This window comes from Ruegeria sp. BB1 (assembly GCF_056539465.1).
On record NZ_JBQFVB010000003.1, the window covers coordinates 46704 to 72595 of the forward strand.

The following is a 25892-nucleotide window of genomic DNA, read 5'->3' on the forward strand; positions in this document are numbered from 1 at the left end:
ATATGGAAACCTTCAAGATGCTGACACTGACCGGCCTGATCGTAACTGCCCCGGCCCTGGCTCTGGCCAACGTAGGGCTTGGCGACAAACTGGGAACCAGCGAGGCCGAAATCCGGTCGACCCTAGAGGCGCAGGGGTACCAGATCGAAGAGATCGAATTCGAAGATGGTGAGATCGAGGTTGAACTCAGCAAGGATGGCGTGGAAACTGAACTGGTCCTGACCGAAACGGATGGCGAGGTGACCGCCATCGAAATCGAAAAAGACGACGACTGACCGCGCGATATCAAAGGAGCGCCATGAAGCTCTCACAGACGTCTTTACTCTGGCTCCTTCTGGTGGTGCAGGCCCTCTGCGCCGCCTTTTTCTTGACCGACGCAGTCCTGGATTGGACCGGAGGCGAAAGTGCCGGGTTCCGCCATCTGCACGGGTTTGAACTGGTCCTGTCGCTGGCGCTGATGGGGGGACTGGCCGCAACCATTACCCTGATACGCACGCAAAATCGGCGCGTGCGCGAAATGCAGCGTCAGCTTGGCGTGGCGCAGGGTGCCTTTGCCCAAATCATCGACAACCAGTTCAGCGAATGGCAACTCAGCGACGCTGAACGTGATGTCGCGCTGCTGTCCATCAAAGGGCTGTCCATCGCAGAAATCGCCGAACTCAGGCAGACCAAAGAAGGGACGATCAAGGCACAAAGCGCAGCGATTTATCGTAAGGCAGATGTCACGGGGCGGCTTCAACTGCTCAGTTTCTTTGTCGAAGAGCTTTTGACCGCCCCCCTGATGAACGAGGCCAAAGCGCCCAAGCCCAGAAAAGATCAAATCTGAAATTCAAGGCGGATTTATTCACTCACACCGTGCAAATAACCTGTGACTCAACGTGAAGGTCCCGCGCCTTCTTTTCGCGTCTCAATTGCCCACATGTGCCTTGTACCCAATTCGGAACAAAGGACATGGTTATGGTTTCTCGTCTCATTCTCGCCTCGGCGGCCCTGACGGTCAGCGCGTCGGCACTGGCTGCCCAAAGCCTGACTGATGGCCTTTATATTCAAGGCTTCGCAGGCTACAGCCAATTGCAAGACAGCGACTTCGGCGGCACGGTCAACGGATCGGCACAATCCGTGGACACCGATTTTGACGCGGGCTATGGGTTGGGTATCGCCGTTGGCAAGGAAATTCCACAATGGTCTAATGACCGCATCGGCACCCGGGTCGAACTGGAATTGTCCTACCGCGACAACGACGTGGACGGCGTCAACTTCTCGGGCAACGGCCCCGGAAATGAGGGGAATACATCGGGCGATATCACGCAGACCTCGCTGTTTGGCAATGTGCTATTCGACATCAAGCAAAGCAGCGCTTTCACACCCTATGTGGGTCTGGGTCTTGGCGTAACCTATTCCGATATCGACATCTCTTACGGGCCGGGCGTGCGGCTGGACGACAGTGAGACGAACTTTGCAGCCCAAGTCATCGCCGGCGTGGCTTATGAGGTCAACGAAACCACTGCATTAACCCTCGATACCCGCTATTCTCGCGCCTTCGACGTCTCAACCAACCGCGTGGCACCCAACGGAGCCTCCACCGGCTCTGTCGAAGACGATATCGACACGTTCAGTGTCAATGTCGGCCTGCGTTACGGGTTCTGAGTGCGCACGGGGGCAGAGTTTCTATCCGGTTCCTCTTCCCCCGCATGGTCCCGTGTTCTATGCACGGGATCATGCGATCTTTTATCATCCATATGTCCTCTAGCACCGCCCGGCGACCCAATGCCGACAAGCTGTGCGCCGATCTGCCAAATGCCGAACTGTTCGAGGCCGTGAATGGCCGTGATCCTGACCAGATCGCCGGTGTTCAGCTTCATCCCGGCAATCTGCACCGCCCGCATTACCCCTTTGCTTTGCGTCCGGCTGAAATCGGCGTGTTCGAAAGCCATCGCCGCATCTGGCGCAAGCTGGTCGATGAAGAAATTGATCTGGCCATCATCACCGAAGATGACCTACGTATCGACCCCGCCCGCATGGCCGAGACGCTCAAGGTTTTGGCCCCGATCGCCACACCCGACCATTATATCCGCATTCCGGTAAAGCAGCGCGAGGTCCCGGTTCAGACTCTGGCCGAACAGAACGGGCTTCGGCTGATCCTGCCCAAGGTGATCGGGTTGCAATGCGTCTGTCAGATGGTGGGTCGGCACGCGGCCAAACGATTGCTTGCCGCCACCGAACAGATTGACCGCCCGGTAGATACCTTCATGCAAATGCACTGGCTGACCGGCCAACCCATCCACGCCCTGCTGGGCAGTGGTAATCAAGAGGTGGCGCGCGAAATCGGTGGGTCGACCATCCAAACCAAACCACCGCTGTCGGATAAACTGACCCGCGAATTCAAACGCGCAGCTTATCGGGCAAAGCTGCACCTGCACCCGCAGCGCCCGCGTACTTCATCTGGCTGAAGATACCTTCGGGAGAAGTACGCCGTTAGGCGCGAGGGGGGCAGACAGCCCCCCGGACCCGGTGCCGCCTTACGACGGTGCCTTGGTCTTGCGCAGATAGGGAAAGATCGTTTCGAACTCACCGAACTTTTCTTTCGCTTCGTCGTTGGACACGGCAGGCGGGATGATCACGTCTTCACCCGGCACCCAGTTGGCAGGCGTCGCAACGCCCTTGGCCGACATCTGCAATCCGTCCAGCGCGCGCAGAATCTCGGCAAAGTTCCGGCCCACGGTCATCGGATAGGTCATCGAAAGTTTCAGCTGCTTGTCCGGCCCGATTATAAAGACCGAGCGCACCGTGGCGCTGTCTGCAGGCGTGCGACCGTCGGGCAGATACGCCTCGGCTGGCAGCATGTCGAACGCCTTGGACACCGCCAGCCCGTCATCGGCGATGATCGGAAAGCCGGGGTTGGCGTTGCCGTAAGCCTCGATGTCTTTTTTCCACTTCTTGTGATCCTCCACCCCGTCGACCGACACGCCCAGAACCTTGGTATTGCGGGCCGCCCATTCGTCATTCAGCTGCGCCACAGCCGAAAACTCGGTGGTGCAAACAGGAGTAAAATCTTTGGGGTGCGAAAACAGGATCGCCCAGCTGTCACCGATCCAATCATGGAACTGAATGGTGCCCTGATCCGTCTCTGCAGTGAAGTTCGGAACCGTATCATTGATGCGCAAACCCATGGCGAATCTCCTTTATTGTGAAAAACCCGAGTCGGTTGCCGTAAACCTAAACACTTTGCGCGATTGTTAAACCACATAAGGGCGTCAAATAATTTGATCAAATTTTTCCTTGCCGTGCCCTTGCCCCGGTGACAGAGTGGCCGCGATTCCCGGCTTCGGGCTGTTGGCACAGGAGGATGCGCCATGATCGAAAAACGCGATTTCTATATCAACGGTCAGTGGGTCGCCCCCTCGGCGGCCAATGACTTTCACGTGATCAACCCCTCGTCAGAGGAACCCTGCGCGGTGATCTCGTTGGGCGCGCAGGCCGATACGGATGCCGCCGTCGCTGCGGCCAAGGCGGCTCTGCCCAGCTGGATGGCCACTCCGGTTGCGGAACGGATCGCGCTGATGGAGAAGCTCGTTGAGGTCTACCAGACCCGCTCGGAAGATCTGGCGCAGGCTATGTCGCTTGAGATGGGCGCGCCGCTGGATATGTCACGCAGTTCGCAAGCGGGTGCGGGCATCTATCACCTCAAGAACTTCATCCGCGCCGCAAAGGATTTCCCGTTCGAACGCCCGTTGGGCGATCATGCCCCCAATGACCGCATCATTCACGAGGCCGTCGGCGTTGCGGCCCTGATCACACCGTGGAACTGGCCGATGAACCAGATCACGCTCAAAGTCGGTGCTGCGGCGATTGCGGGTTGCACAATGGTGCTGAAGCCATCCGAGCAAAGCCCGCTGAACGCGATGATCTTTGCCGAGATGATGGACGCCGCAGGCTTTCCGCCCGGCGTGTTCAACCTGGTGAACGGCGATGGGGTGGGCGTGGGCTCGCAACTTTCGGCACACCCAGATGTGGATATGGTCAGCTTTACCGGATCGACCCGTGCCGGAACCGCGATTTCCAAGGCTGCGGCCGAAACGCTGAAGAAAGTGCATCTGGAACTGGGCGGCAAAGGCGCGAACGTGATCTTTGCCGATGCCGATGAAAAGGCCGTTAAACGCGGTGTGCTGCACATGATGAACAACACCGGCCAAAGCTGCAACGCGCCCAGCCGCATGCTGGTCCAGCGCCCGATCTATGATCAGGCGGTGGAGATTGCGGCAGAGGTAGCCAACAAAGTCACCGTTGGTCCCGCGCTTGAGGAAGGTCGCCATATCGGCCCTGTGGTGAACGAGGTGCAATGGACCAAGATCCAGGACCTGATCCAACAGGGCATTGATGAGGGCGCGCGTCTGGTTGCTGGCGGCACCGGACGGCCCGAGGGTTTGAACAAGGGCTACTATGTCCGCCCCACCGTCTTTGCCGACGCCAATAATCAGATGACTATCGCGCGTGAAGAAATCTTTGGCCCGGTCCTGACCATGATGCCCTTCGACACCGAAGAAGATGCCGTCGAGATCGCCAATGACACGCCTTATGGTCTGACCAACTATGTCCAGACACAAGACCCCGCGCGCGCCAATCGTATGGCGCGGGTGCTGCGGTCGGGCATGGTTGAAATGAATGGCCAGTCACGCGGTGCCGGATCACCGTTTGGTGGGATGAAGCAATCCGGCAACGGACGCGAAGGCGGCGTTTGGGGCTTGGAGGACTTTTTGGAAGTCAAATCCGTCGGTGGCTGGGCCGCAGAGTAATCAAGTTTGATTAATCCAATTGTGAGGCACCTTACGGTGCCTCGCTCTGTTATCAGGCTTCCGCCTGTGCAGCTTCATAGGCCAGCATGGCGCGTTTGACCGGCAGGCCCCAATGGTAGCCGCCCAAACCGCCAGATTTCCGCAGCGCCCGGTGGCAGGGGATCAGCCAGCTGACCGGGTTGCGCCCGACAGCCGTGCCAACCGCACGCACCGCTTGCGGGGACCCTACCCGCTGCGCGATCTCGGAATAAGTGGTGACCTGGCCCGAGGGTATATGCATCAGTGCCTCCCACACCTTGATCTGCAGGGGTGAGCCGATCAGGTATAGGGGCGTCGGCTCCAAGCGGTCGCTGACCGACCCAAACGCGCTCAGCACCCACGGGCGCAGGCGCATCGGGTCCTCGACAAAGTCCGCCTGCGGCCAGCGCGACAGCATATCCTCCATCGCGTCTTCTTCACCGGTCTCGGCGCCGAAGGCCATGCCGCAGATACCTTTGTCGGTACCCATCACCAACGCCGGGCCAAAGGGGCTTTCGAACCAGCCCCAATAAATCGTCAGCCCTGCGCCTTTGCGGGCGTATTCGCCGGGGCTCATGGATTCCCATTTCAGGAACAAATCGTGCAGGCGGCCAGAGCCGGACAGGCCCACATTGTGGGCGGTCTCCAGCGTCGTGAACCGTTCGCGCAACAGAGCCTTAGCGTGACCCAAAGTCAGGTATTGCTGGTACCGTTTCGGTGACACGCCGGTCCAGCGCGAGAACAGGCGCTGGAAATGCGCTGGGCTCATGTCCATTTGGCGGGCCAACTCATCCAGGCTGAGGGGCTCACCGCCCTGATCAATCAACTCGATCGCGCGTCGCATGACGTTGTAGTGATAGCCGCTTTCAGGAGTCTGGACGTTCATGTCTTTCACCTCATTATCTGGGATAAACCATAGCGCGCAGGCCACGTCCAAGCGACCCGGAACTTGCGCATTGGCTTTGGGCTTGTGTCACGGGCCAGCGGGCGGCATTAAGGCCCGGATGGCAAAACAACTCGACTATCACACGATCCGCGAGATCTTTACGCGTTTCCATGACGCCGACCCCGAACCCAAGGGCGAGCTGGAGCATGTGAACGTCTACACCTTGGTCGTGGCCGTAGCGCTGTCTGCGCAGGCGACGGACGCGGGCGTCAACAAAGCCACACGCGCGTTGTTCAAGGTTGCCGACACCCCGCAAAAGATGCTGGATCTGGGCGAAGACGGCCTGATCGAACACATCAAAACCATCGGTCTTTTTCGACAAAAGGCCAAGAACGTCATCAAGCTCAGCCGTATTCTGGTCGAAGACTATGGCGGCGAAGTACCCAATTCCCGTGCGGCACTGCAATCGCTGCCGGGGGTGGGGCGCAAGACGGCGAATGTGGTGCTGAACATGTGGTGGCGCTATCCGGCGCAGGCGGTGGACACCCATATCTTTCGTGTCGGCAATCGCAGCGGCATCTGCCCGGGCAAAAACGTGGACGCGGTCGAGCGTGCCATCGAAGACAACATTCCAACCGATTTCCAGCTGCATGCACATCACTGGCTGATCCTGCATGGCCGCTATCACTGTAAGGCGCGCAAACCCATGTGCGGCACCTGTATCATCCGCGATCTCTGCGAATTTGAGGACAAGAACCTATGAAAACCTACCAGCTTGTTGGCATCGGAAACGCCGTTGTGGACGTGATTTCCCAGGCCGATGACAGTTTCCTGGAACTGATGGGCATCGAAAAAGGCATCATGCAGCTGATCGAACAGGAACGCGGCGAGGTGCTGTATGCCTCGATGGAAGGTCGGGTTCAGACGCCGGGCGGGTCTGTGGCAAATACCATCGCCGGGGCCGGCGCACTGGGGCTGGATGCCGCGTTTATCGGGCGGGTGCATGATGACGCGCTGGGCCGGTTCTATGCAGATGCGATGAACGAGGATGGCGTAGATTTCGTGAACCCACCGGTGCCGGGTGGCGAACTGCCGACCTCGCGCTCAATGATCTTTGTCTCGCCCGATGGGGAACGGTCGATGAACACCTATTTGGGGATTTCGTCCGAGTTGTCCTCGGCGGACGTCTCTGCTGACGTGGCAGGCAACAGCCAGCTTATGTTCCTTGAGGGGTATCTGTTCGACAAGGAAAAGGGCAAGGCGGCGTTTCTTGAGGCTGCGCGAAACTGTCACAAAGGCGGCGGAATGGCGGGCATCGCTATTTCGGACCCGTTCTGCGTGGAACGTCACCGCGTCGATTTCCTGCTGCTGATCGAGAACGAGCTGGATTTCGTCATCGGCAACGAGGCCGAGATCAAGTCGCTGTTCGAAACCGACGATCTGGAAGAGGCGCTGGCAAAGACCGCCGCGATCTGCCCTCTGGTCGTGTGTACCCGGTCGGGTGACGGGGTAACGGTTCTGTATGACGGCCAACGCACCGATGTTCCGGTGGAAAAGGTGGTGCCGGTGGACGCGACCGGCGCGGGCGACCAGTTTGCCGCCGGATTCCTGTATGGCATGGCCACCGGTCGCGATTATGAGACCTGCGCCCGCATCGGCAATGTCTGCGCCCGTGAAGTGATCAGCCATATCGGCCCAAGGCCCGAAGCAAATATGCAGGAACTGCTGCGCGCCGCAGGCTTGCTGTAAAAAGTCAGGGCCGGACAGAGGGCATCGCATGAAAATAGCTGCGCTGACGATGGTGTACCGCGACTATGAAATGCTGGCGCGCTGGTGCGATTATTACGGCGACATGCTGGGCCGCGAAAACCTTTTTATCGTCTCTCATGGTGCCGACCCACGGCACCGTGAGATTGCCCAAGGGTGCAACTGCATCACTGTCCCAAGGGAGCCCGTTGCGAATTTCGACACGTGGCGGTTCGAAATGCTGCATCGCTTCGTTCAATTCCTGTCCAGTTCCTATGAATGGGTCATTCGCACGGATTCGGATGAGTTCATTGTCGCGGACAGGACATATGGAACCGTGCCCGAGATCCTGCAGCGTCAGGAGGTTCCGTTCGCCTTTGCCCTCGGTCTTGAGGTTTTCCAACACGAAAGCGAAAAGGAACTGACGCCAGACCCTATCACCACCCAGCGGCGCTATGGTCTGGTTCTTGCCAGGTATTCCAAGGCGTTTGCGGTACGAAATGGCATGCGGCTGGAAAACCATGGGGTTCACATAAACCCTCAAGGGTCATCTTCCTACACTGTAAACATGCCTGAAGGGCTGTATCTGCTGCACATGCGGATGTGTTCGAACGCCGTGCATCAGGCCCATCGTGACCGAAAGATCATGATGAAGAACGCGCCGCGCTCGTGGAAGAATCTGGACAAGTGGGAACGGATTATTCTTGACCACATTGCTTTGGGTCAGGTCGATGATAGCGATGCTCATCTAAGTCACGTCCGGAACGTTCAAAGCAATCGCCACAGACCGGCCTGGTATCGGCGCGGTATCCTTGTGCCTGTTGCGACACCCGACATGAACCGCGTCGTGGAACTCCCGCGGGGTATTCTCGGCCAGGTGTGATCGGAAGATCGTGCTATGAACCGGCCGCGTCGTTCAGCCGCCAATCGTAATCATACGCCCTGACCCGCTGTGTTTGCTGCAATCGGGCCCGCAAGTCGGGATCGGCGGCCGTTCGAATATAGGACAGCACGGCCTGTTCATTTGGTCCAAAATCTTCGCGGAACCAGATGTAGATTTTTGACAGGACAGGCCTCCCGTGATCATTGAACCGCACCCCGCGCGGATCATTGACATAGGCACGCTCGGCCGCGGCAAAGTCCTGCTCCAAGGTCTCGGCCTGCCAAGCGCGGCTCATCAGATTGGGACAACCCACGGCCGCGCAGTTCAACGCATAGTGGATGCGGGGCTCATCATATGTGGGTCGGATGATGCGATGCTCGATATCGTTCAGGGTTAGCGTCTGCCCCGCCACCTCAACCAGAGGCCGGTTCCAGGGGCCGATCGACAGCGGCCCGTCTTTGATGTCGCGGATCGAGGCGACGGGATAGTTATCAAGAACCACATCCACCGTCACCGCATTATAGAGATTGATCCAATAGGCCAGCTGCTGATCGCGGGTCAGTTGCATCGGATCCACGGCTTGCAAATCGGTCAGATAACCATCCAGCCGCGCCCGGTCGGCCTGCGTCACCTTCCCATAAGCCAGCCGATTTACACCTTGCGCATCCAGCGCGACATAACCGGACAGGAAAGCTGTCCAATCACCGTGATCAACCCGTTGTCCGGGCAGTGGCGCATAGCTGGTCAAGGTCTGCCCCGGCAAAGCCTCAGGCGCGGGCAGCGCCAAACGCTCAACACTGGCGCAGGCGGCCAGCAAGGGCAGCAGCAGGATAAGCAGGTATCTCATGACGCGTCCTTCCGGGTCTGGCGCAGGGCCCGCATCTGACCCTTGAGCCGCTTCAGCGGGGCAAGCGAGGGGTCGCCAAGCTCGGGCAGATCCGGCCCACCAGACAGGCGCGGCACGGCGGCGTTCCACCAGCTTGGGCCGGTCGGGCCTTCGATCCGGTCCGGCCTGGCCAGATGCACATCGCGCTGCGCATTGTGTACACACATCGACAGCGGTCCGTTGGCCGTCGCGACCATGAACACGCATGAGGTGCAGCGATCCTCCTCAAGCGCATCCGCCGCCATGAAGTTATGGATGAACACGGCCTGCCGCCGCACCGGGCCGCGCAGCAGCCCTGATCCCAGACGCACCACGCTTAACGCCAGATGACCAAGCGCCCGCGAGGCCAGAAGCGGGTGCCGCCAGATCATGCGCCGCAGTTTGGGGCGGATGCGGATATGCGCGTCCTGTTTGTCGTCCACGCCCTCAAGCGCGGCGATCACCCGATGCACCAGCCGCCGGTTCGACAGCAACGAGACCGCGCGCCCTCCGGCGGTGACCACACTGGCATAACGATTGCATTTGGAATGCCCAATGGCAGCAGTGTCGAAATGCAGCGGCGTGCCGTAGCCTGCTTCGATCGCGCGCGTCACACTGTCCTGCGTGATCGCATCGGGCCGCACGCGCAGTACACCGCGCCCGGTATCGGCCTGCATCTGGAACGACACAAAAGCAACCTCGGGGCGGTCACGCAGAAACCGGGCCAATTTCGGTATCTCGCCGAAATTGCCGCCAAACACGGTGGTATTGAACAGGATACGCAACCCCAACCCGCGCGCGCGGCGGATGTAGGCGCGGCGCACGGTGTTCAGTTCGACCTCGGTGCTGAACCCTTTTCGTTCCTGGGTCAGGTCGACGTGAAAGGCGACATCATCCAACCCTGCCGCTGCCAGCCGCGTCAGAAAAGCCCGGCTGGCGCGGATACCGTTGGTCATCAGGCAGGACCGCATGCCCAGACGGCGGATCTCGCGGCACAGGGTCTCAAGATCCTCGACTTTGCGCAGGGTCGGATCACCGCCCGTCAGTTGTACCGAGACACCTGTGCCATAGTGGCTGCGGATCGTGGCGAGCCGTGCAAACAGAACCGAAAGCGGTGGGTCAAAGGTCATCTCGGCCCGGTCCGAGAGGTAGCATAGCGTGCAATCCAGATTGCAGTGCTGGGTGACCTCAAGCGCGACGCAGGCGATGGGGTAAAACCGCCCCGCTGTCTGTCCCGCGCCAAATTCACCGCAACTTAGCAAACCACCACGCAAGGGGGCACGACGGTCGGTACCTGCGAACTTGCGTCCGGCGGGGGCAATGGCGGGCTGGGGATGCGCGGTGTCTTTCATACGCACCAAGCTAGAGAGGGCTCGGACAAGCGACCACGCCCTCTCACGCCAACGTGCGGGCCGGTGAACGATCAGCCGCAGCAGCCACCGGATTGTTTCACTTCGGTCGCAGACGGAGCCTCGTTCACATTCGCACCCCGACCCAGCCAGGTGCGTTCGGCCAGATAGAAACCGGTGAAGCGGTCGTGAAAGTCGTCGGACACGGATTTCTGCGGAATGCCCGTGGCCTGTAGGGCCTGCTGCCACGCTTTCACCTTGGGATAATCGGCCAGCATGTCGTGCCCACTGTGATCGGCGACAATCGCAGCGCGGTGCAACAAGGGCAGCCATGCCATATCCACATTGCCCAGCGTTTCCCCTGCAAAGAACGGACCATCGCCCAGTTGTTTTTCCGCCTTGGCAAAGGCGGCGTTCAATTTGGTCACGCGTTCACCAAATACCGCGCTGTCCGCACTTTGCATGGTGCTGCACTGAACCAGATAGTGTTTGCTGGCCTGATAGCTCCACGCTCGGTTCAAGGCGCGCTGTTCGGGCGTCAGATCGGGTTGCAGCAGGGCAGCGACTTCATCAAGATATTCAGCGATTGCGTCTGACTCGAACAGCGGCGTGCCGCCTTCGGTCACCAGCACCGGCACCTGGCCTGTGGGCGACAGCTCAAGAAACCAATCAGGCTTGTCGCTAAGGCTGATGAAGTCAATTTGATAAGGCACCTGCTTGGCTTCAAGCAGCGCCGTGACGCGCTGAACGAAGGGGCAGATTTTAAAGCTGATAATACGGATCATTGGTCTTTCCTTTTGGTTGCTTCACCTGTCAGACGAAGCCCACGCCAAAAAGACGACGATCAGATCAACATTTTCTGCAATTGGTGGATTTTTCCTGCACGTCCGAGATGTTTCCCCGCACATCCATCGAAATATTGCAGCAGTCTTCAAACGCCTTGCGCAGCTCGGACCGACCTTTTTGAACGCGTGACTTGAGGGTCGAATAGGACAGCCCATGCGCCTGTGCATAATCGCGTTGTGACATGCCATTGATGTCTATGGCCATCAACATATCTGCGGTCTCGGCGGGCAGACCCCGAATGAAGGGTTCGACACAGCCTTCAAGATCCTGACGGGTTTCGGGATCATCGCGATGATACCACAGGTCATCCGGATGCGCCTGCGCACGGCCCGCTTTGCGATAGTGGTCAATGATAGTGCGATCCGCCGTCTGAAACAGCCACGGCTGCAGCTTGGCCGGATCTTTCAAATCAGGCAGGCCGGTGAAGACCTTGACCGAAATCTCTTGCAGCAGGTCATCCACATCCGCCGTATTGGACACGCGCGAATGCAAAAACGCCTTTAGACGAGCGCGATATTTCGGCCAGATATCTTCGATCTGCATGCTGGTTTATGACAGGTAATCGGCGAACGCGTCCACCACCTGCTCGTACACCGCGCGCTTGAAGGGCACGATTTCCGCGATCAGCTTGCCTGGCTCCTGCCATTTCCAGCGGGTGAATTCCGGGTGGTCGGTTGCGATATTGATCTGATCGTCGCTGCCGGTGAAGCGCAGCAGGAACCATTTCTGTTCCTGCCCTCGAAAGCGGCCCTTCCAGATATTGGGCACGATCTCATGCGGCAGATCATAGGGCAGCCAGCCATCGGTCTCGGCCACCACCTTGACCAGATCAGCGGTCACGCCGGTTTCTTCCCATAACTCGCGCAGGGCTGCATCGCGGGGGTCCTCACCCTTGTCCACCCCACCCTGCGGCATCTGCCAGGCGTCCTTATGGCGGTCATTGCGCTGGCCGACGAAAATCTTTCCCTCGGCATTCATCAGCATAAGGCCGACGCAGGGGCGATAGGGCAGTTTGGCAATTTCTTCCGGGGTCATCCGCGGCCTCATGGGGTTGTTAAGGCAACCTGTAACAAGCGCCGCAAGATCCGCAAAGGGGGTGACGTTAGGTTTCGCGTGACAAAGTTTACGCGCACGTCAATTTAGAGTGCAAATTCGTGAGGGAGAGTTTCGCCATGACTGCGTACCCAAACATGCTGGCCCCGCTGGATCTGGGCTTTACCACGCTTAAGAACCGCGTGCTGATGGGTTCGATGCATACTGGTCTGGAAGAGACCGGCGATTGGAACCGCGTGGCCGAGTTCTATGCAGATCGCGCAAGGGGTGGTGTGGCTTTGATGGTCACCGGTGGGATTGGTCCGAACCTTGAAGGTTCGGTGTTGCCCGGCGCGTCGATGATGACAAACGATAAAGAAGTGGCGAACCATTCTATCGTGACGCAGCGCGTGCATGAGGCGGGCGGCAAGATCGCCATGCAGATCCTGCACGCGGGCCGCTATGCCTATGGTCCGAAATGCGTGGCCCCAAGCCCGGTAAAATCCCCTATCTCGCCGTTTCCGCCAAACGAGTTGGACGAAGACGGCATCGAAAAACAGATTAGCGATATCGTCAACGCCGCCCGATTGGCACAGAAGGCGGGTTATGACGGGGTCGAAATCATGGGCTCCGAAGGGTATTTCCTGAACCAGTTCCTTGTGACCCACACCAACAAGCGCTCCGACCGTTGGGGCGGGTCGTATGAGAACCGGATGCGCCTGCCCATCGAAGTCGTACGCCGCACGCGCGAGGCAGTGGGGACGGACTTCATCATCATCTACCGCCTGTCGATGATTGACCTGATCCCCAATGGCTCGACCCATGATGAGGTGGTGGAACTGGCGCAGCGGATCGAACAGGCCGGCGCGACGATCATCAACACCGGCATCGGTTGGCACGAAGCACGGATTCCGACGATTGCGACCAGTGTTCCCCGCGCCGCCTTTGCGTGGGTGACCAAAAAGCTGATGGGCAAGGTCTCGATCCCCGTGATCACCTCAAACCGGATCAATACACCGGAAGTGGCCGAAGAGGTTTTGGCGACAGGCTGCGCCGATATGGTCTCAATGGCCCGCCCAATGCTGGCGGATGCGGATTTCGTGAACAAAGCGATTGCCGGGGACAGCGCCAAGATCGCGCCCTGTATCGCCTGCAACCAGGCCTGCCTGGATCACACGTTCAGCGGCAAGCTGACCTCATGCCTGGTTAACCCGCGCGCCTGCCACGAGACCGAGTTGGAGATTGCCAAGGCAGATACGGTCAAGACAGTGGCTATTGTCGGTGCTGGCCCGGCTGGTCTATCCACCGCCATGACCGCCGCCCAGCGCGGCCATGAGGTCACCCTGTTCGACCGCGCCAGTGAAATTGGCGGTCAGCTGAACATGGCCAAACAGGTACCGGGTAAAGAAGAGTTCTGGGGCCTGGTCGACTGGTACCGCACCATGATGGCTGATCTGGGTGTGAAAGTGGAACTGAACCGCGAGATTAGTGCCGATGACCTGACCGGTTTTGACGAAGTGATCATCGCCACCGGTGTTACCCCTCGCGATCCGCAGATACCGGGACAGGATCGGGACAACGTCCTCAGCTATATCGACGTGCTGCGCAACAAGGCCGAGGTCGGCGCGTCCGTCGCCGTGATCGGCGCAGGCGGCATTGGTTTTGATGTGTCCGAATTCCTGATTGAAGACGGACATAGCCCCACAACCGACTTGCCCGTCTGGATGAAGGAATGGGGTGTGACCGACCCCGAGGATCACCGCTCGGGCCTGGCCCCCGAAGGCCCGCAGCCCGAGGCTCCCAAGCGGCAGATCACCCTGTTGCAGCGCAAGAAGCAGGCACACGGCAAAGGGCTGGGCAAAACTACGGGATGGATTCACCGCGCAACGCTAAAGATGAAAAACGTCAATTTCGTAGGCGGCGTGAACTATGAACGCATCGACGAGGACGGCCTGCATGTAACCTTTGGCGAAGAACGCGCTGATCCGACTGTCATCCCAGCGGATACGATTGTTCTGTGTTCTGGTCAGGTGTCTGAACGCTGCCTTGCCAACGCGCTGATCGATCGCGGCATCACCCCGCACGTGATTGGTGGCGCGGATGTAGCGGCAGAGCTGGACGCCAAGCGGGCGATCAATCAGGGCACACGGTTGGCGGCTAGCCTCTGAGTTCGTACAAAGGTTACTCGGAAAGCGCGAGCTTGACGCCCAGCGCACCAAACGCGGTTGAGAAACACCGCTTGATCCAGGTCATGACGGATGGTCGGTGAATGACATAATCCCGCGCCAGCGCCGCGCAGGCTCCGTATCCAACAAAGACCACAAAGGTCAGTGCCATGAAGGCAAGGGCGAGCTTGATCAGTTCCAGCCCTGCGTTCGCCGTACCTGCCGGTAAGAACTGTGGCAGGAAGGCCAGAAAGAACAAGGATAGTTTGGGGTTCAGAACATTGATCAAAGTTCCGGTCACCGCGATTTTGACGTGGCTTACCGAGGATTTCTCGGCATTGACCTCCAATGCGCCGCCATCTTTGAGAATCCCCCAAGCCATATAAAACAGATAAAGGACACCCAGATACTTGATGAGCTGAAACGCCAGCGCGCTGGTATGCAAAAGCGCGGCAAGCCCGATGATACTGGCAAGCGCTGCCGGAACGATTCCAATTGTACATCCAACTGCGGCCGCAAGGCTGGCGCGAAAACCGCGCCCAAGACCAACGGCCAGCGTGTATATCACACCGGTCCCCGGCAATAGCACCACAATTAGGGATGTCAGAAAAAACTCAAGCGACATGCCGCCTCCAACTTGTTCCGAGGCAGAGTTTCCGACAATCAAATTAATGTAAACCGTTTTAGCTGGCAGTTCTGGTGACTACTCCACCGTAATCGTAATCACCTCGGACACAATTGGTGTTGCATGCGGCACGTGCCCTGCATCGCCCAACACCAGTTGCAGCGTGTGTTCACCGGGGGCAAGGTCCAGCGTCACTTCGGTCTGACCGCCACCAAAATGCAGGTGATTGTCGTCTGCGGGCAAACCATAGGCCAGCTCATCCGCGCCGTCTTCGCCCTCTCCTAGCGGTGGGCGGTCAATCAGCAAATGATGGTGACCGGTGTTTTCCTTCTCGGTCCCGGCCGGGGCCACGCCCATGCCGCTAAGACCAAAGACCACCGTCACAGGGGACTTGACGGTATCCCCGTCCGCCAGATTGACGAAATAAACCTTTGCTTCGGGGTTGGATGGCGTTTCTCCACCGGCCAACGCAAGGGTTGCGGACAGGCACAGGGCAGCAAGGGCGAAAAAGGCTTTCATGATCTCCTCCGTGGTCACAAATTTGCCATTCTCATCTTAGCATATTCGCGCCAATGCCCCTAAACCCTTTGTCTTTTTTGGGGTGTAGTCACCTTGGAAACTATTGTTTCCGCGTTTCCCATCTGCAAACGATAGCAATTAAATCCCTGATATTATCCCATGTCTGCCCCGTTTCCGCCCAGATTGGGCGCCAAAGTCAGGCAGAGACAAAACACCCGGGGAACGAGTATGGACCGACTGACCGAAATGGAAGCCTTTGCCAATGTGGTGGATCAGGGTGGGTTCACCGATGCGGCCAAGAAGATGGGTATTTCTAAATCTGCAGTATCAAAGCATGTATCAAGCCTTGAGGCACGGCTGGGCGCACGATTGCTGAACCGTACCACGCGTCGGGTATCCCCGACCGAGATCGGGCTGGCCTATTACGACCGCGCGCGCCGCGTACTGAATGACGCGGGCGAAGCGGATGCGCTGGTCACCTCAATGCAATCGGCACCTTCTGGCCTGCTGCGAATCAGCGTGGCGACGGATTTCGGGGTGAACCATCTGTCGCCGGTGCTGTCGGACTTTTTGGCCGCGTACCCGGATATCACCGTGAATATGGTTCTGAACAACCGTTACGTGGAATTGATTTCCGAAGGCTTCGACGTCGCCGTACGCATTGGTGAGCTTGAGGACAGCACCCTGCGCGCACGTAAACTGACCGAAACCGTGAAACGAATGGTGGCCGCGCCCAGCTATATCGAGAAATTCGGTCGTCCGCAGAAAATCGACGATCTGAATGAACACAAGCTGCTGCATTATTCGAGCCAATCCTCGGGCAATGTCTGGAGGTTGACCGCACCGTCAGGTGAAAAAAGACAAGTGCGCACCGCCGGTTGGCTCAGCGTGAATGACGGTCAGTCGCTGTTGAACGCGGCGATCTCGGGGCTGGGGATCGCATATCTGCCCAGCTACCTATATGCCGAGGCGCTGAAATCCGGCGAGGTACTGGATGCGATGCCGTCATTGCCCGATGAGGTGCAGGGTATCTATGCCGTCTATCCACCCGGCCGCTTCACGCAGCCCAAAGTACGCGCGTTCATCGATTTCCTGGTTCAGTCCTTTGCGGAAAAAGGCCTGATGGATTGGGTGGACTGACCCGATGCTCAACAGGCTGAACAAATGAATACAGCTATTCAGACCGAGAATAGCACCGAGCACGCCGATGGCGACGCACGTCCTGCATCGTCAACAGGGTCAAAAACGCCCCCGGTTTCAGCCGTAAGCGAAATCACTGGCCTGATTGGCGTAGTCGGCCTTTTTGCAGCAACATTGGCAGCCGTCTATTTCGACACGCCGTTGTTGCAGTCCATTCAGTTGTTGTTGGCGGGTGCCGCGCTTCCGATGATTGTGTCGTCTATCCTGCTGGACAAGGCCCATTTGCGCGCCTCAACAGGATTAGATTATAGGCTCAGGAGGCACTCTTCAGATGTTGTCTCAATCACGGTAACAAAGACCCTGGGCCTTGGGGCGACCTTTTTCGTCATCGCCATGGCCTACCAGATCATTCCGACCTACGACTCGTCAAAATACGAGCTGGTTCGCGCACTGACCCTTGCGTGGTTTCCTATAATTTGGATTCTGTCCCCAGCTTATATTGCCTTCACCACCCGCCACATGGTCGAGCCGCGCGACGAGCTTTGGCACTTTGGTAAGCTGATCACCCTGCAGCTTTCCGTCGTAGATTCTGAAAAGATTAAAGACCATTGCAGGACATGGCTGGTCAAAGGGTTTTTCCTGGCCTTCATGATCACCATCCTACCGCAGATCGTCAGTTTCGTGACCAACGCGGATCTAGAGAGCTTTTTTGCCGATCCAGTGTCGCTCATCCTGCTCTTGATCCAGGTTTCCTTTCTTGTGGATGTGTGCATCGGATCGATTGGCTATGTCTGCACGTTCCGGGTTCTCGATTCACATATTAGAACTGCGAACCCGTATCTGTCTGCCTGGGTCGCTGCGCTGGTGTGTTATCCCCCCTTCGCGTTGATGACCACTGGCGGCCCGCTCGACTATCGCGCAGGCACGCAATCATGGACGGATTGGCTGTCGGATCAGCCTGTGCTTTTGATTGTTTGGGGCGGCGTGATTCTGTTGCTTGCCATAATCTATGCCTGGGCAACCGCTGCGTTCGGGCTTCGTTTTTCGAACCTGACCCATCGCGGGATTATCACGACCGGGCCGTTTCGCTATTCCAAGCATCCTGCCTATCTGTCCAAAAACATCATGTGGTGGATGCTTTACATGCCATTTCTTTCGGCCGTCGGACCAGCGGCCGCCCTTCAAAGCTGCATTTTGTTGTTGGGGGTGAATGCACTGTATTACGCGCGCGCCAAGACGGAAGAAAAGCATCTTATGACCGACGAAGACTATCACGCCTATGCTGACTGGATCGCGGAGAATGGCCTGATTGCGCGCTTGCGAAATCAACGTCGCAGTCAGAAACCCTGACGGTCAGAGCCAACCGAAGGCGATTAGTCGAAGAACAACCACAGATCGTCTTCATTTTGTCGACAAATCGTCTCTTTTACCAGTGATAGTGCAAGTAACAGGAAAGATCTCCCCCGGTGAACCTCGACGGCCCGCGCATCAGTGCGGGTCTTTTTTTCTTGATTGTCTTTTAGAAACGCTCGACCCAAGGACGCAAGGTCAGTTCGTTGCTCCAGGCGGATCGGTGCTGATGTACCAAATGCATGTATTCCCGCGCGATGGCGTCCGGGTCCAACATGCTGTCGGGGTTGTCCGTAGCCTCAACCCGTTCCGGACGGGACGCATTGCGGATGCCGCCGTCGATATTGACCCACGCCACGTGGATGCCTTTGGGGTGCAACTCGCGCGCCATGGATTGCGCCAATCCGCGTTGTGCAAATTTGCCCATGGCAAAGGGTGCGGACAGCGGAAAGCCTTTGACTCCAGCCGAGGCACCGGTGAACAGAATCGTTCCGCGCCGGTTGTCCCGCATCGGCTGGTCCAGCATGCGGCGGGCAGCGGCCTGCCCTAACAAAAAGGCCCCGTGGGCCGTTACTTCAACCGCCTTGCGTACCGTTTCGGGGTCCAGATCGGTGATGGGACCACGCTGCCGGGCCGAGGGGTTGTAACAGGCCACACGCAATTCACCCGGCAGATCGGCGACCAACGCCACCACGCCCGTGGCATCCGTACCGTCCAGCTGATGAAGCGTCGCACCCGTTTCGGCAGCCAGTGGTTCCAGTTTCGCGATATCGCGCGCGGTCAAGTGCAGCGCATATCCATCCCGAGCCAAGGCCCGCGCGAATGAGGCCGACAGGCCTGCCCCCGCGCCGATGATCAATGCCTGAGGGGTTTGTGTCTGATCGGCCATGGCGGGCTCCTTCACTCTTGGTCCTCTCACTGACCTAAGTCGGTGCGATCAATTGACCAGCAATACGGCCTCAACCCGGCGATTCAGGTCGCGCCCTTCGGCGGTTGCGTTTGACGTCAACGGCGCCAGATACCCAATCCCCCGCGCCTCAAGCCGGTCGGCGGCAACCCCATGCGCCTCGATCAGGCGGGTTCGCACCGCTTGCGCCCGACCCGTGCTAACCGAGATATTAGCATCCAGCGCGCCGGTATCATCTGTGTGGCCCACCAACGCCAGCCGCGTACCCGGATTGTCGGCCAAATACCCGGCAATCAAATCCAGAGAGGCAAAGAGCCCGTCACCCAGCGTGATCTCACCGGTACGGAAATGCAGGTCGTCCAGAATCACATGCCCGTTCTGGGCCAATTCGCTCAGCAGGCCGTCCGAACCACTGACCGTTTCCTCAATCACCAGCGGCGGCGGAGCAGCGACACCAACCGGGGTGACACGGATCATCTGCACATAGCCGCTGGGCGGGTTGCGGCTGACCAGCAGGCTCAGCACCTCATCCCCGCGCGTGGCAGCCAAGAAGCGATAATCCTGGATCGAGACATACATGTCGGGGGTCGGCACCACCTCGGTCCCGAAGCGGAAATCGAACCCGCCGCAGTTCCGAGCCTCGCATTCGAACAAAACCTCATAGCCCTGCGCGATGATCTGTTCACGCAATGGCGCCAACAATTGCAACGTGGTGCTAGAGCCCGATTGCACACGCCATGTGATGCGCTCAATCTGCCCTTCGACGTGGCGCACGGGCAGGCTGCCATCGGCAAAGGGGCCAGTTGGCAGATCGTAACTGTCCAAGGGGCTGACACGGTCGCTGAGTTGACGTGCGCCGCTAGGCAGGGTCAGGTCTTGCGCGGCAAGCGGTCCGGCCAGCAACACCAGGATCAGAAAGGCAATTCGGGTCATCGGGCCTGCGCGTGATATTCGTCGTTCGGGGCCATGGCCGTAGCACTGGCAACCCGGTTCGACATGTTGAAAAATCCGGTGACATTGGCAAGGTCCCAGATATCCCGGTCTGTCAGCCCGACATCCCGTAGGTGTTGGCGATCGGGCTCTTCGATCTCGGCGCTGGAAGTCGTCATTTTGGCGGCGAAATCCAGCAGCGCGCGCTGTCGCAGGTCCAGTGGCGCCACACGGTAGTTCATCACCAGCATCTCACCCAATTGTGGATCGCCCGACAATTGCCGCACCGCTGCGCCATGGGCCACAAGGCAGTAAAAGCACTTGTTGATCGCCGACACGACCACGGCGATCATTTCCCGTTCCAGCTTGCTCAGCCCACTGTCGCCCAGCATCAGATCGTTATACGTCGCCGTAAATGCGTTCAGCTTGTCGATATCAAACGCATAGGCCCGCAGCACATTCGGTACAAAGCCCAGCTTTTCCACACAGATATCAAAGTATTTCTGCGTCTCGGGCGGCAGCGGGTCCACCATCGGCAAATTCAGCGCGGTGGGCATATTCTGGTCGGTCACGTCAGGCTCTCTCCTTGGACAAGCTGACGGTAGTGGTATTCGCCGACAATCTCCATCCCAAGTGCGTGATAAAGCCCGTTGGCCGCAGCATTCGCCTTGGTGCAGATCACGCTGAGTTTTTCGGCACCGTTTTCCTGTGCCCAAAAGGCTGCCGCGCGCATCGCCCAGGCACCCAACCCGTGTCGCCGGTGCTGCGGCAGAACCTCAAGCGCGTGAACCATTGCAACACCGTCTTGAATCGCGACAAATACAGTACCGGCGGGCTGATCGTCGCGGCGCAGCAGTAGCCCGGTTTTCGGGCCCTTCGCCCGCTCCATCACCGCAACACGTGCCGGACCAATCCCCCCATGGGCCCAAATCTCGCGCATGATCGCAAGGGGTTCCGGTGTTGGAAAGACCATCACGCGCGGGATCGGTGTATCGGTCAGGTGATCAGTTGGGCAGGCATAGATGTTAACCGGATCCAGAACCTCATACCCGCACGCGGCAAGCTGAGCATCCAATGCCTCATCCCCCGGACGCAGACAGAACAGGCGCTTTTGCCCCATTGCCTGCATTGCAGCCTCGGCGGCGCTGATATCAGCTTCGGTCACCGGGCCCAGTGCACTGGCCGCTGACACCCGCGATCCGCCGCCCTGCCCTTGTCGCAGCTGAAACGGCCCCAGCCGTTCATAGCCCGCAGCGGGCCAGGTGCCGTCAACGATGTCGGGCCAGTTGACGCTCACAGATCAAGCTCTTTCGCCAACCGGGTGACAGCCGCGTCGATCCGTGCCCCGTCTGTGCCGCGCACAACCACGTTCGCCCCAAACACGCCGTTGATCTGGTACGGGTAGCTGCCGATGGACAGGTCCGAGAAATCTTCAGCTAAGGCGGACAGCGGTCCCGCGATATCACCCTCACCACGTTCCACGCGCAGGGTTTGCGACAACAACGGGCTGCCACCGGTCAGGCCGGGCAACACGCTGGCAACCATCGCCTGAAACACCGAGGGCACCCCGGCCATCACATGCACGTTCTGAATGGTGAACCCCGGCGCGGTCGAAACCGGATTGTCGATCAGCGCCGCCCCGTCCGGAATGCGCGCCATACGCAGGCGGGCCGCATTCAACTCCTGCCCGGATTTGTCATAGCGGGCCTGCAACAAAGCGCGCGCATCCTCGCGCACGTCGATAGGCGTGTCGAACGCACGGGCAATGCTGTCGGCGGTGATATCGTCATGGGTCGGGCCGATCCCACCGCTGGTAAAGACATTGTCATAGGCTTCCGACAACGCCTTGACCGCCGTTTCAATGGCGGATGCGTCGTCGCTGACAATGCGCACCTCTTTCAGATCGATGCCATGTTTGGTCAGTTCACCGGCGAGGTAATGCATATTCGCATCTCGGGTGCGGCCTGAAAGGATTTCATCCCCGATCACCAGCATTGCAGCGGTTGGATTGGCCATGGCGCGTGCCTCCCTCTTGATCGACCTTTGGGGCAGGTATAGGCCCTGAGGCATGAAATTTGAAACCCCCCTTGTCCCCGCCCGCCTGATCCGACGCTACAAACGCTTCCTGGCCGATTGCACGTTGGAGGACGGGCGCGAGGTGACCGCACACTGCGCCAATCCGGGCTCAATGATGGGTCTGGCGGAGCCGGGCGAGAAAATCTGGCTGGAGCCCAACGACGACCCGAAGAAGAAACTGAAATACGGCTGGCGTTTGGTCGATCATGAAAATGGACACTTTACCGGGGTCGACACCTCGGTTCCCAACAAAGCCCTGCGCGCGACACTGGAAGCTGGTGAGATTCCGGAACTTGCTGCCTATAGGACCGTCCGCCCCGAGGTGAAATACGGCGAAAACAGCCGCATCGACTTTTTATTGACCCAACCGGGCCTGCCAGATGCCTATGTCGAGGTCAAAAGCGTCACCCTGTCTCGCCAACCGGGACTGGCCGAATTCCCGGACAGTGTCACCGCCCGCGGCGCCAAGCATCTGGGTGAATTGGCGGCGATGGCGGCGCAGGGGCACCGCGCGATCATGCTGTATCTGGTGCAGCGCACCGATTGCGACCGGTTCGCGCTGGCCGCGGATATCGACACAGCCTACGCGGCCGCGTTCGAGATCGCGCAGGGGCAAGGGGTCGAGTGGCTGATTTACGGCACGCGCATTGCACCCACCGAAATCACGGTCGGCGAAAGGATTCGGGCGCAACCCGGATAAGGCCGGATTTTATCTGTTGCGCCCGTTGCCATTTCCCGGTCCGCGCGTTTGACTATGCCCGGGTCACCCGTACCAACGATTTACCAACCAGTCAGGGGAACGCACTTGGAGTCCAATCAAGAAAAGCTAGTTGCCTTGCGGCAAGATTTTCACCGCTTTCCGGAACTTGGGTTCGATGAGACACGTACCAAGGCCAAAGTAGCGGAATTTCTGCGCGATCTCGGATTGGACGTTCACGAGGGCGTCGGCGTCGTGGGGGTGTTGAAAGCGGGTACAGGCAACCGGGCCATCGGGCTGCGCGCTGATATGGATGCCCTGCCGATTCATGAGACCAGCCAGCACGATTACCCCTCGGAGACCGACGGCGTGATGCATGCCTGTGGGCATGACGGCCACATGACCATGTTGCTTGGCGCCGCGCAAGAACTGGCTGCTGATCCCGGTTTCGATGGCACCATAGTTTTTTTGTTCCAGCCCAATGAAGAACATGGGCTCGGCGCGCGGGCGATGATTGATGAAGGGATTCTGGAACAGTTTCCGGTGGACGAGATCTATGCCATTCACAACCTTCCCGGTGCCCCTGTCGGGCAGATATCGACGCGGACCGGGTTGATCTGTTCCTCAGAAAGCCTGTTCGAGATTGCAATCACCGGTCAGGGGGGTCATGCCTCGATGCCGCAAGCAGGGCGCGATGCGATAACCATTGGCGCGGACATGGTGCAGGCATTGCAGACCATCGTATCGCGTAAACTTGCCCCCGGTGCCGGGGCAGTGGTGTCAGTAACCGAGTTTCTGACCGATGGGCAACGCAATGTTCTGCCGGGACATGCGACTTTGAAAGGCGACGTACGCGCCCGCAGCCCCGAAGACCGCATCACCATCGAGGGCCTGATGCGCGAAATCGCACGCGGTGTGGCCATCGCGCACGGGGTCTCGGTCGATGTCATGTTCAACACGGAATTCATCGAAACAATTAATGCCGAGGAACCCACACAGGCCGTTGTTCGGACCGCACGATTCATCGGCGCCGACACCATCCCCGACCGCCAACCCATGAGCTTTTCCGAAGATTTCGCTCATTTCAGCGCGGCCGTTCCGGGCTGTTTTCTGCTGATGGGAAATGGCGAAACCGGACCGCATGGGCAACCGCTGCACTCCAGCGATTACGATTTCAATGATGAATTGCTGCTCTTGGGGGTCGATTTCTGGACTGCGCTTGCGCGCGATCGTTTGCCCGCAAGGGATTGAACCGAAGCGGCCACAATGGATAAGGGCGCAACCGGTTTCAGGCTTGCTGTTCCTCAGCATCGCCCGGCGCATCCAGAAACTCTGCCCACAACTCGGCATCCAGTCCGTTCACAAACGGCTCGAACTCATCTGTCACCGCCTGCCAGCCCCCGACCGAGGCGGCATTGACCGGCTTGCGCGCCTGTAGGTTACTGGCCGTCTTAATCGCGTTCGGGGACTTGTCCGGTGACAGCATCGCGTCCTCAAAGGACAGATCGCAAATCTGAGCCAGTTCTTTTGCGGTTTCTTCCAGATTGCCTACCAACGTCTCGTACCGAACGTCGTGAATGCGCCCGGGCAGTACCTTGTGCCAGTGCCGCATATAGCGCTGATACCGGTTGGCCTCGGCCGCCATCCAGTCCAGGTCATGGGTGAAATACAACCCGCCCGCGCCAAAATTCGCGCGCCACATGGACAGCGCGACATCGCGCGGGTCTCGCAGCACGTTAAAAATCACGGCATTGGGGAAAGCTTGCGCAATCTCACCCAAAAAAGCGTAGTTGCCCGGTGCTTTGTCCACAAAAGCCACTGCGCCATTTGTCAACGAAGGCAGCTTACCCGTGTAGAAATCGGCCAGATTATGAGCCTCGCGCCATTCGGGTGGTTGCGCTTCGGCCTGTCTGGCCCATTGGTGTACTGATGCCAGCTCACCCAAACCCTGAACAGCAGAGTGACGGCCCAGAATACGCTCGACCAGCGTGGTGCCCGACCGGGGTAGACCAACCACAAAAATCGGCCGGGTACTGCCCTTGGATGGCTTGGGCTGGGCAGCGGGCAATGGCGCAGCCAGCCGTTTATCGCATTCCTGCACGCTGCGTTCTTCCCAAGAGTCAAACCCCGCACGCTGCATCAAATGAGCCTCAGACAGGTGCTGCATTTCAAGCGGTGTGTTCTTTTCGCGGCGTGCCAGGCTGGCCGCAGCAAAGCATACCATCACAGCATCCTTAGGGTTTGGCACGCCGCGCTCCAGCGCAGCTGCGATCTGCGTCTTCAGCGTTGCGGCATCCTCGAAGGTCAGGTTGGGCAACCCCGCCATCATCTCAAGCGCCTCGGGGTGACCAGGCGCTTGCACCAGGGCTGTGCGTAGGTTCTTTAACACCTCGCCAAGCTGGCCCAAACCCAACTGAGATCTGGCAAGACGCAACAGGCCGGGAAGAAACCGCGGGTTTTTTCGAACCAGCGTATTCAACATGTCTACAGCACTATCCCATTGCTGCAACGCGTCCAGAATGTCCGCCTTCAGAATTTGCGCATTCACATTGGCGGGTTCGCGCTTCAGGACTTGTTCGATGGCTACAAGGGCCATTTCCGCTTCTTGCTCTTGCAGCAGGGCCAACGCCTGAATGAACAGCTGCGCCGGGCTGAGAGGACCACGTGCGCTGATTTTTTCCAGAAACTTCAAGGCAGCAGCCGGTTCGCCGCCTTGAATCAAGCTCAGGCCATAGTTCTGGATCAGTTCGGCATTGCCGGGGTCCAGCCGCCAAGCGCGTTCAAAATAAATCTGGGCCTGCTTGAAGTTCTGCTGCTGAATTGCGCACAGACCGGCAATTCGGGGCAACGCCGCAGCCTTAGGCCATTTCTTGGCCGCCTTGGTGGCGCGTTTAAAGGCCTGATCCAGCCGACCAGCCTGGAGAAGCGCGCTGATATTGGTGATCTCGGCCCTCAACTGGTCTGCTTTTCTTTGCATTTGCACGCCTTCTCCTGTTTCGCGCACCCGCGCAGCCTTGCTTTGTGCTAGTTGAAAATTACCTGGGGGTCTATATGCGATCAGGTAC

28 protein-coding genes are annotated in these 25892 nt (G+C 58.8%); 13 read left to right on the plus strand and 15 right to left on the minus strand.

Annotated elements, in window-relative coordinates; all coding sequences use genetic code 11:
- The first annotated feature begins 2 nt into the window (after window positions 1-2).
- From ACR0AL_RS09540 to ACR0AL_RS09555, 4 genes are all read left to right on the plus strand, one after another.
- Window positions 3-275 (plus strand): PepSY domain-containing protein, encoded by a 273-nt coding sequence (locus tag ACR0AL_RS09540; RefSeq protein ID WP_170349794.1) that lies wholly within the window; start codon window positions 3-5, stop codon window positions 273-275.
- 23 nt (window positions 276-298) lie between these two features.
- Window positions 299-826 carry a helix-turn-helix transcriptional regulator gene (locus ACR0AL_RS09545; RefSeq protein ID WP_170349793.1) on the plus strand — a complete coding sequence of 176 codons (528 nt, stop codon included), beginning with the start codon at window positions 299-301 and terminating at the stop codon, window positions 824-826.
- A 131-nt stretch (window positions 827-957) separates the two neighbouring features.
- On the plus strand, window positions 958-1647 hold the full coding sequence (locus ACR0AL_RS09550) for an outer membrane protein (RefSeq protein WP_480662791.1): 690 nt from the start codon (window positions 958-960) through the stop codon (window positions 1645-1647).
- A 71-nt stretch (window positions 1648-1718) separates the two neighbouring features.
- The gene (locus ACR0AL_RS09555) at window positions 1719-2450 is read left to right on the plus strand and encodes a glycosyltransferase family 25 protein (RefSeq protein ID WP_480662793.1); all 732 of its coding nucleotides are present in this window, start codon (window positions 1719-1721) and stop codon (window positions 2448-2450) included.
- Window positions 2451-2519: 69 nt separating this feature from the next.
- Here the strand turns inward: ACR0AL_RS09555 and ACR0AL_RS09560 are convergent, their stop codons facing one another.
- Complete coding sequence (locus ACR0AL_RS09560; protein WP_170360748.1) at window positions 2520-3170, minus strand: peroxiredoxin; 651 nt, start codon at window positions 3168-3170, stop codon at window positions 2520-2522.
- A gap of 183 nt (window positions 3171-3353) precedes the next feature.
- On the opposite strand from ACR0AL_RS09560, the gene ACR0AL_RS09565 reads away from it, so the two are divergent.
- The gene (locus ACR0AL_RS09565) at window positions 3354-4793 is read left to right on the plus strand and encodes an aldehyde dehydrogenase family protein (protein WP_480662795.1); all 1440 of its coding nucleotides are present in this window, start codon (window positions 3354-3356) and stop codon (window positions 4791-4793) included.
- Window positions 4794-4845: 52 nt separating this feature from the next.
- Here the strand turns inward: ACR0AL_RS09565 and ACR0AL_RS09570 are convergent, their stop codons facing one another.
- Window positions 4846-5697, minus strand: a complete 852-nt coding sequence (locus ACR0AL_RS09570; RefSeq protein WP_170360752.1) for a methylated-DNA--[protein]-cysteine S-methyltransferase — start codon at window positions 5695-5697, stop codon at window positions 4846-4848.
- 118 nt (window positions 5698-5815) lie between these two features.
- Between ACR0AL_RS09570 and nth the strand changes: the two genes are divergently transcribed.
- Genes nth through ACR0AL_RS09585 form a run of 3 tightly spaced genes read left to right on the plus strand, consistent with a single transcriptional unit; the run spans window position 5816 to window position 8326 of the window.
- Complete coding sequence (gene nth, locus ACR0AL_RS09575) at window positions 5816-6460, plus strand: endonuclease III (protein WP_170349787.1); 645 nt, start codon at window positions 5816-5818, stop codon at window positions 6458-6460.
- Window positions 6457-7446: an adenosine kinase gene (locus ACR0AL_RS09580; RefSeq protein ID WP_170349786.1), complete on the plus strand. Its 990-nt coding sequence runs from the start codon at window positions 6457-6459 to the stop codon at window positions 7444-7446. The genes nth and ACR0AL_RS09580 overlap by 4 nt, the downstream gene beginning before the upstream one ends.
- Window positions 7447-7474: 28 nt before the next feature.
- The gene (locus ACR0AL_RS09585) at window positions 7475-8326 is read left to right on the plus strand and encodes a glycosyltransferase family 2 protein (protein WP_480662798.1); all 852 of its coding nucleotides are present in this window, start codon (window positions 7475-7477) and stop codon (window positions 8324-8326) included.
- Between the two features lie 13 nt (window positions 8327-8339).
- Here the strand turns inward: ACR0AL_RS09585 and ACR0AL_RS09590 are convergent, their stop codons facing one another.
- The 5 genes from ACR0AL_RS09590 to ACR0AL_RS09610 all read right to left on the minus strand — a co-directional run bounded on the left by ACR0AL_RS09590 (window position 8340) and on the right by ACR0AL_RS09610 (window position 12421).
- Window positions 8340-9173 carry a DUF547 domain-containing protein gene (locus ACR0AL_RS09590; protein WP_425081364.1) on the minus strand — a complete coding sequence of 278 codons (834 nt, stop codon included), beginning with the start codon at window positions 9171-9173 and terminating at the stop codon, window positions 8340-8342.
- The gene (locus ACR0AL_RS09595) at window positions 9170-10543 is read right to left on the minus strand and encodes a radical SAM protein (protein ID WP_480662800.1); all 1374 of its coding nucleotides are present in this window, start codon (window positions 10541-10543) and stop codon (window positions 9170-9172) included. Before ACR0AL_RS09595 ends, ACR0AL_RS09590 begins: the two co-directional genes overlap by 4 nt.
- A 71-nt stretch (window positions 10544-10614) precedes the next feature.
- A complete protein-coding gene (locus ACR0AL_RS09600) occupies window positions 10615-11325 on the minus strand; it encodes a glutathione S-transferase family protein (protein WP_170349782.1) in 711 nt (236 codons plus the stop codon).
- A 64-nt stretch (window positions 11326-11389) separates the two neighbouring features.
- On the minus strand, window positions 11390-11929 hold the full coding sequence (gene sigZ / locus ACR0AL_RS09605; RefSeq protein WP_170349781.1) for an RNA polymerase sigma factor SigZ: 540 nt from the start codon (window positions 11927-11929) through the stop codon (window positions 11390-11392).
- A 6-nt stretch (window positions 11930-11935) separates the two neighbouring features.
- A complete protein-coding gene (locus ACR0AL_RS09610; RefSeq protein ID WP_366553024.1) occupies window positions 11936-12421 on the minus strand; it encodes an RNA pyrophosphohydrolase in 486 nt (161 codons plus the stop codon).
- Between the two features lie 137 nt (window positions 12422-12558).
- On the opposite strand from ACR0AL_RS09610, the gene ACR0AL_RS09615 reads away from it, so the two are divergent.
- On the plus strand, window positions 12559-14586 hold the full coding sequence (locus ACR0AL_RS09615) for a 2,4-dienoyl-CoA reductase FMN-binding domain-containing protein (protein WP_480662803.1): 2028 nt from the start codon (window positions 12559-12561) through the stop codon (window positions 14584-14586).
- A 13-nt stretch (window positions 14587-14599) separates the two neighbouring features.
- Here ACR0AL_RS09615 and ACR0AL_RS09620 read toward each other — a convergent pair whose 3' ends face one another.
- Together ACR0AL_RS09620 and ACR0AL_RS09625 are read right to left on the minus strand one after the other, a co-directional pair.
- The gene (locus ACR0AL_RS09620) at window positions 14600-15208 is read right to left on the minus strand and encodes a LysE family translocator (RefSeq protein ID WP_170349778.1); all 609 of its coding nucleotides are present in this window, start codon (window positions 15206-15208) and stop codon (window positions 14600-14602) included.
- A 78-nt stretch (window positions 15209-15286) separates the two neighbouring features.
- Entirely contained in the window at window positions 15287-15727 is a 441-nt protein-coding gene (locus ACR0AL_RS09625) for a DUF4399 domain-containing protein (protein ID WP_170376221.1), read from the minus strand.
- A gap of 228 nt (window positions 15728-15955) precedes the next feature.
- Here ACR0AL_RS09625 and ACR0AL_RS09630 point away from each other — a divergent pair, with 228 nt between their 5' ends.
- Together ACR0AL_RS09630 and ACR0AL_RS09635 are read left to right on the plus strand one after the other, a co-directional pair.
- Complete coding sequence (locus tag ACR0AL_RS09630) at window positions 15956-16867, plus strand: LysR family transcriptional regulator (protein WP_170349776.1); 912 nt, start codon at window positions 15956-15958, stop codon at window positions 16865-16867.
- A gap of 24 nt (window positions 16868-16891) precedes the next feature.
- A complete protein-coding gene (locus tag ACR0AL_RS09635; protein WP_480662805.1) occupies window positions 16892-18217 on the plus strand; it encodes a methyltransferase family protein in 1326 nt (441 codons plus the stop codon).
- Window positions 18218-18386: 169 nt separating this feature from the next.
- Here ACR0AL_RS09635 and ACR0AL_RS09640 read toward each other — a convergent pair whose 3' ends face one another.
- Genes ACR0AL_RS09640 through ACR0AL_RS09660 form a run of 5 tightly spaced genes read right to left on the minus strand, consistent with a single transcriptional unit; the run spans window position 18387 to window position 22070 of the window.
- Window positions 18387-19106 carry an SDR family NAD(P)-dependent oxidoreductase gene (locus tag ACR0AL_RS09640; protein WP_480662807.1) on the minus strand — a complete coding sequence of 240 codons (720 nt, stop codon included), beginning with the start codon at window positions 19104-19106 and terminating at the stop codon, window positions 18387-18389.
- Window positions 19107-19154: 48 nt separating this feature from the next.
- On the minus strand, window positions 19155-20057 hold the full coding sequence (locus ACR0AL_RS09645) for an OmpA family protein (RefSeq protein WP_170349773.1): 903 nt from the start codon (window positions 20055-20057) through the stop codon (window positions 19155-19157).
- A complete protein-coding gene (locus ACR0AL_RS09650) occupies window positions 20054-20626 on the minus strand; it encodes a peroxidase-related enzyme (RefSeq protein WP_170349772.1) in 573 nt (190 codons plus the stop codon). Before ACR0AL_RS09650 ends, ACR0AL_RS09645 begins: the two co-directional genes overlap by 4 nt.
- The gene (locus tag ACR0AL_RS09655; RefSeq protein ID WP_170349771.1) at window positions 20623-21351 is read right to left on the minus strand and encodes a GNAT family N-acetyltransferase; all 729 of its coding nucleotides are present in this window, start codon (window positions 21349-21351) and stop codon (window positions 20623-20625) included. The genes ACR0AL_RS09650 and ACR0AL_RS09655 overlap by 4 nt, the downstream gene beginning before the upstream one ends.
- Window positions 21348-22070, minus strand: coding sequence for a competence/damage-inducible protein A (locus ACR0AL_RS09660; protein ID WP_170349770.1), 723 nt, complete (start codon window positions 22068-22070; stop codon window positions 21348-21350). The genes ACR0AL_RS09655 and ACR0AL_RS09660 overlap by 4 nt, the downstream gene beginning before the upstream one ends.
- Before the next feature lie 52 nt (window positions 22071-22122).
- Between ACR0AL_RS09660 and sfsA the strand changes: the two genes are divergently transcribed.
- Both sfsA and ACR0AL_RS09670 read left to right on the plus strand, forming a co-directional pair.
- Window positions 22123-22830: a DNA/RNA nuclease SfsA gene (gene sfsA / locus ACR0AL_RS09665; RefSeq protein ID WP_170349769.1), complete on the plus strand. Its 708-nt coding sequence runs from the start codon at window positions 22123-22125 to the stop codon at window positions 22828-22830.
- Between the two features lie 105 nt (window positions 22831-22935).
- Complete coding sequence (locus ACR0AL_RS09670) at window positions 22936-24078, plus strand: amidohydrolase (protein WP_254440205.1); 1143 nt, start codon at window positions 22936-22938, stop codon at window positions 24076-24078.
- Between the two features lie 37 nt (window positions 24079-24115).
- Here ACR0AL_RS09670 and ACR0AL_RS09675 read toward each other — a convergent pair whose 3' ends face one another.
- Entirely contained in the window at window positions 24116-25804 is a 1689-nt protein-coding gene (locus tag ACR0AL_RS09675) for a tetratricopeptide repeat-containing sulfotransferase family protein (RefSeq protein WP_170349767.1), read from the minus strand.
- Window positions 25805-25892 lie beyond the last annotated feature (88 nt).

What these genes read in the sequence shown, in the direction of transcription:
- ACR0AL_RS09625 (WP_170376221.1), bottom strand. Translation starts at nt 15,727, where the DNA reads ATGAAAGCCTTTTTCGCCCTTGCTGCCCTGTGCCTGTCCGCAACCCTT.
- ACR0AL_RS09555 (WP_480662793.1), top strand. Translation starts at nt 1,719, where the DNA reads ATGCGATCTTTTATCATCCATATGTCCTCTAGCACCGCCCGGCGACCC.
- ACR0AL_RS09635 (WP_480662805.1), top strand. Translation starts at nt 16,892, where the DNA reads ATGAATACAGCTATTCAGACCGAGAATAGCACCGAGCACGCCGATGGC.
- sfsA (WP_170349769.1), top strand. Translation starts at nt 22,123, where the DNA reads ATGAAATTTGAAACCCCCCTTGTCCCCGCCCGCCTGATCCGACGCTAC.
- ACR0AL_RS09550 (WP_480662791.1), top strand. Translation starts at nt 958, where the DNA reads ATGGTTTCTCGTCTCATTCTCGCCTCGGCGGCCCTGACGGTCAGCGCG.
- sigZ (WP_170349781.1), bottom strand. Translation starts at nt 11,929, where the DNA reads ATGCAGATCGAAGATATCTGGCCGAAATATCGCGCTCGTCTAAAGGCG.
- ACR0AL_RS09640 (WP_480662807.1), bottom strand. Translation starts at nt 19,106, where the DNA reads ATGGCCGATCAGACACAAACCCCTCAGGCATTGATCATCGGCGCGGGG.
- ACR0AL_RS09645 (WP_170349773.1), bottom strand. Translation starts at nt 20,057, where the DNA reads ATGACCCGAATTGCCTTTCTGATCCTGGTGTTGCTGGCCGGACCGCTT.
- ACR0AL_RS09560 (WP_170360748.1), bottom strand. Translation starts at nt 3,170, where the DNA reads ATGGGTTTGCGCATCAATGATACGGTTCCGAACTTCACTGCAGAGACG.
- ACR0AL_RS09620 (WP_170349778.1), bottom strand. Translation starts at nt 15,208, where the DNA reads ATGTCGCTTGAGTTTTTTCTGACATCCCTAATTGTGGTGCTATTGCCG.
- ACR0AL_RS09595 (WP_480662800.1), bottom strand. Translation starts at nt 10,543, where the DNA reads ATGAAAGACACCGCGCATCCCCAGCCCGCCATTGCCCCCGCCGGACGC.
- ACR0AL_RS09600 (WP_170349782.1), bottom strand. Translation starts at nt 11,325, where the DNA reads ATGATCCGTATTATCAGCTTTAAAATCTGCCCCTTCGTTCAGCGCGTC.
- ACR0AL_RS09630 (WP_170349776.1), top strand. Translation starts at nt 15,956, where the DNA reads ATGGACCGACTGACCGAAATGGAAGCCTTTGCCAATGTGGTGGATCAG.
- ACR0AL_RS09580 (WP_170349786.1), top strand. Translation starts at nt 6,457, where the DNA reads ATGAAAACCTACCAGCTTGTTGGCATCGGAAACGCCGTTGTGGACGTG.
- nth (WP_170349787.1), top strand. Translation starts at nt 5,816, where the DNA reads ATGGCAAAACAACTCGACTATCACACGATCCGCGAGATCTTTACGCGT.
- ACR0AL_RS09585 (WP_480662798.1), top strand. Translation starts at nt 7,475, where the DNA reads ATGAAAATAGCTGCGCTGACGATGGTGTACCGCGACTATGAAATGCTG.
- ACR0AL_RS09590 (WP_425081364.1), bottom strand. Translation starts at nt 9,173, where the DNA reads ATGAGATACCTGCTTATCCTGCTGCTGCCCTTGCTGGCCGCCTGCGCC.
- ACR0AL_RS09540 (WP_170349794.1), top strand. Translation starts at nt 3, where the DNA reads ATGGAAACCTTCAAGATGCTGACACTGACCGGCCTGATCGTAACTGCC.
- ACR0AL_RS09660 (WP_170349770.1), bottom strand. Translation starts at nt 22,070, where the DNA reads ATGGCCAATCCAACCGCTGCAATGCTGGTGATCGGGGATGAAATCCTT.
- ACR0AL_RS09610 (WP_366553024.1), bottom strand. Translation starts at nt 12,421, where the DNA reads ATGACCCCGGAAGAAATTGCCAAACTGCCCTATCGCCCCTGCGTCGGC.
- ACR0AL_RS09565 (WP_480662795.1), top strand. Translation starts at nt 3,354, where the DNA reads ATGATCGAAAAACGCGATTTCTATATCAACGGTCAGTGGGTCGCCCCC.
- ACR0AL_RS09570 (WP_170360752.1), bottom strand. Translation starts at nt 5,697, where the DNA reads ATGAACGTCCAGACTCCTGAAAGCGGCTATCACTACAACGTCATGCGA.
- ACR0AL_RS09545 (WP_170349793.1), top strand. Translation starts at nt 299, where the DNA reads ATGAAGCTCTCACAGACGTCTTTACTCTGGCTCCTTCTGGTGGTGCAG.
- ACR0AL_RS09615 (WP_480662803.1), top strand. Translation starts at nt 12,559, where the DNA reads ATGACTGCGTACCCAAACATGCTGGCCCCGCTGGATCTGGGCTTTACC.
- ACR0AL_RS09675 (WP_170349767.1), bottom strand. Translation starts at nt 25,804, where the DNA reads ATGCAAAGAAAAGCAGACCAGTTGAGGGCCGAGATCACCAATATCAGC.